This window comes from Kitasatospora sp. NPDC051164 (assembly GCF_044455625.1).
Classification (GTDB): domain Bacteria; phylum Actinomycetota; class Actinomycetes; order Streptomycetales; family Streptomycetaceae; genus Kitasatospora.
In genome coordinates, this window is record NZ_JBITFB010000102.1 from 1,966 (window position 1) to 5,074 (window position 3,109).

The 3,109-nt window shown below is 68.4% G+C and carries 4 protein-coding genes and 1 pseudogene; 4 read left to right on the top strand and 1 reads right to left on the bottom strand.

The window, feature by feature from the left end:
• A partial coding sequence (locus ACIBEC_RS47520) for an IPT/TIG domain-containing protein (protein ID WP_396290893.1) occupies positions 1–637 on the top strand: 637 nt, incomplete at its 5' end.
• Positions 638–704: 67 nt separating this feature from the next.
• Here ACIBEC_RS47520 and ACIBEC_RS47525 read toward each other — a convergent pair.
• A pseudogene (locus ACIBEC_RS47525) lies at positions 705–909 on the bottom strand (IS5/IS1182 family transposase); the annotation flags it as partial.
• A 103-nt stretch (positions 910–1,012) separates the two neighbouring features.
• Between ACIBEC_RS47525 and ACIBEC_RS47530 the strand changes: the two are divergent.
• The 3 genes from ACIBEC_RS47530 (at position 1,013) to ACIBEC_RS47540 (ending at position 2,881) form a co-directional block, all read left to right on the top strand.
• A complete protein-coding gene (locus ACIBEC_RS47530; protein ID WP_360510202.1) occupies positions 1,013–1,252 on the top strand; it encodes a hypothetical protein in 240 nt (79 codons plus the stop codon).
• A 425-nt stretch (positions 1,253–1,677) separates the two neighbouring features.
• Positions 1,678–2,478, top strand: a complete 801-nt coding sequence (locus ACIBEC_RS47535; RefSeq protein WP_360510206.1) for a serine/threonine-protein kinase — start codon at positions 1,678–1,680, stop codon at positions 2,476–2,478.
• A 55-nt stretch (positions 2,479–2,533) separates the two neighbouring features.
• Positions 2,534–2,881, top strand: coding sequence for a hypothetical protein (locus ACIBEC_RS47540; protein ID WP_360510208.1), 348 nt, complete (start codon positions 2,534–2,536; stop codon positions 2,879–2,881).
• Positions 2,882–3,109 lie beyond the last annotated feature (228 nt).

Here is a 3,109-nt window from a genome sequence, read left to right on the forward strand (position 1 = left end):
AACGGCGACGATCACCTCCAACACCGGCACCCTCATCACCGGCATCATCCCCGCCGGCACCGCGGGCACCACCGTGCCCGTCACCGTCACCACCCCCGGTGGCACGGTGTCTGCCGGAACCATGACCTACCTGGGCGTGCCGGTCGTGACCGTGGCCATCACTCCGGTGGTCAGTATCCCGGCGGGCGGTGGCGTGTTCACCATCGTCGGCACCGACCTCACGGGTGCGACCGTGACCTTCGGGACAACAACGGCGACGATCACCTCCAACACCGGCACCCTCATCACCGGCATCATCCCCGCCGGCACCGCGGGCACCACCGTGCCCGTCACCGTCACCACCCCGGGCGGCACGGTGTCTGCCGGAACCATGACCTACCTGGGCGCGCCGGTCGTGACCGTGGCCATCACTCCGGTGGTCAGTATCCCGGCGGGCGGTGGCGTGTTCACCATCGTCGGCACCGGCCTCACGGGTGCGACCGTGACCTTCGGGACCACGACGGCGACGATCACCACCAACACCGACACCCTCATCACCGGCATCATCCCCGCCGGTACCCCGAGTACGACCGTCACCGTCACCGTCACCACCCCGGGTGGAACGGCGTCCGCCGGAACCATGACCTACACCGCCTGATCAACCCGGCGGAGCTGCCGGCCTTCGGACCACACTCCGAAGGCCGGCTACCCGTCTTACGAGCTGGTGCGTGCGGGAGATCGTGCCGCAGGTGGATAAGCGTCGCGACCACCCGGTCAGTGAACACCAGCCGGTGCTTGGCGCCCGCGCCGGCGGCCCGGCGCCGCACACCGCCGCGAACCGTGCCGCCTGCCTTCGACCACCGCCTGCCAGGGAGCCGCGAGTTCGACGATCAGATCGGTCAGGTGCCGACGCGAGACGCCGGTCAGCACCCGATGGCCGAGGACGGCACGGTACCGGGCCGTCCCCGGCGGCTTGGCGCAGGTCGTAGTCGTCCAGCTCGCGGGTGAAGTTCTACAAACGCTGCCATTTGAAGTGAACGAAGCCACCCGCTACACCGCCGGCTACACCAGCGGCTGGAGGAAGTTCCGGGTCACCACCACCGTGGAGGCTGTCGTCGTCGGCATCATTCCCGGGGCCTCCCCAGCCCGGCAGGCCGCTGTCCTCACCCAACCCGACGCCCACGGGCGACTCCGGCCGGTCGGCGCCAGCCTCCCTCTGGGCAAGGCGCAGCGCTCCGAGTTCGCCCCGCTCCTGCATCCGGCAGCGACCTGATCGAGCTGCTCGGGACCGTGGGCGGCCTGTCGGGAAGCCCGCCGGCCGCCTTCCTGCCGGTGATGCCCGAGGTTGTCGTCGAGATCGAGACAGACGAGCGGGCCGAATTCGCGCGGTACCGGCACCGGCCAAAGGTCAGGCGCGTCCGGGCTGATCTTGCTCCAAAGGACATTCAACCGCTCGAACACCTGTGACAGCCCGCCTCGGCTGAAGGACGGCGTGCAGCAGCCACCGCCGGAGCCTCTAAGCGAACGAAGACAATGGCCGGTCAGAGGAACCTGCCGGCCTTCCCTTGGCGGTGTGCTCACTGTCGACGAACCGGTCTACCCGGCATCGATTTTGGGCTTCGCGGCCTACCGCGCAGCGCCGTGTGAGATGTTCGGGCTCAGGTATGGGGCGGAGTCGGTGACCGTAGCGGGGGTGTCATGGCAGGGCGGGTGGTCGCGGGCCGGTACGAGCTGGTCCGGTTCGTCGGCCGGGGCGGCATGGGCGAGGTGTGGGAAGCCCGCGACCGGGTCATCGAGCGCCGGGTCGCGGTCAAACTGCTCCCTCACACGACGGATGACGCGTCCGGTGCGGAGCTGTTCACTCGCGAGGCCCGCACCGCGGGGGCGCTGAACCACTCCGGCGTGGTGACGGTGTTCGACCTTGGGCAGGACGAGGCGGACGGCTCTCTGTTCCTGGTCATGGAGTTGCTGCAGGGCCGGAACCTGGCCTGCGTCCTGCGCGAGGACGGCCCGCCACGCATCGACGACGCACTCGGCTGGACAGTGCAGGCCGCGGCCGCGCTGGCTCGTGCCCACGACGCGGGCGTCATTCACCGGGACCTGAAGCCCGCGAACCTGATGCTCACCACCGACGGGCAGATCAAGATCCTCGACTTCGGGATCGCCCGGTTCATGGAAGCCACCGCCAAGACGAGCACGGTCATGGGCACCCTGGCGTACATGCCGCCGGAACGGTTCGACGGACATCCCGGAGACGCCCGCTCGGACCTGTACTCCTTCGGCTGTGTCCTCACGGAACTCCTCACCGGCGCCCCACCGTTCGACGCCACCGGCCCGCTCGGCTTCATGAAGGCCCACCTGCAGAACTCCCCGGCCCCGCCCAGCCGGATCCGCTCCATTGGACCCAATTACCCGGCGCCCGGTCGGCGATCCCCTCATCGACCGGCCCACCGCCGACGAACCGCCAGCGCCCCTACGGACACGACGGTCCCTGCGTGACGTACTCCGCTCATGGGCCTCACCCGCCGGACCACGCGGAGGGATAGGAAAATACATGGTGACGGCGTTCTCGCCGGATGGCTCCCTGCTGGCGACCGGCGAACCTGGCGGCGTTGTGCGGCTGTGGGACCCGATCACCCGGCACCCGGTCGGCGATCCCATGGTCGGCAGCGCCTCCAACATCTTTGCGGTGGCGTTCTCGCCGGACGGATCACTACTGGCATCCGGCGGATCCGACGGTGTTGTCCGGCTGTGGGACCCGGCCACCCGCCACCATCTTGGAGAGTTGCCCGGCGACAGCAGTGCGATGGCGTTTTCTCCAGAAGGGTCTCTCCTGGCCGTCGGCAACGACGACGGCAGCGTGCTGCTGTACTCACGGCTCGCCCAGCTCGGACGTACGTGACCCCTGGTGGATCGCCAGCCTGTGGCGATCCATTCGCACAACGTGGGGACGATGGCTGACCCCAGCCCTGCCAGGCCGGAGAATACGACGTACTCCAAATACGTTCCCGTTACCAGCTATCCGAGCCGACCTCAGCTTGTTGTTTTACCTCTGGTGATCATTTCCAGGGTGTTCGATCTGGTCACCCACATGGGGATCTTCGGGACATGGCGACGACCTCCGTTTCAC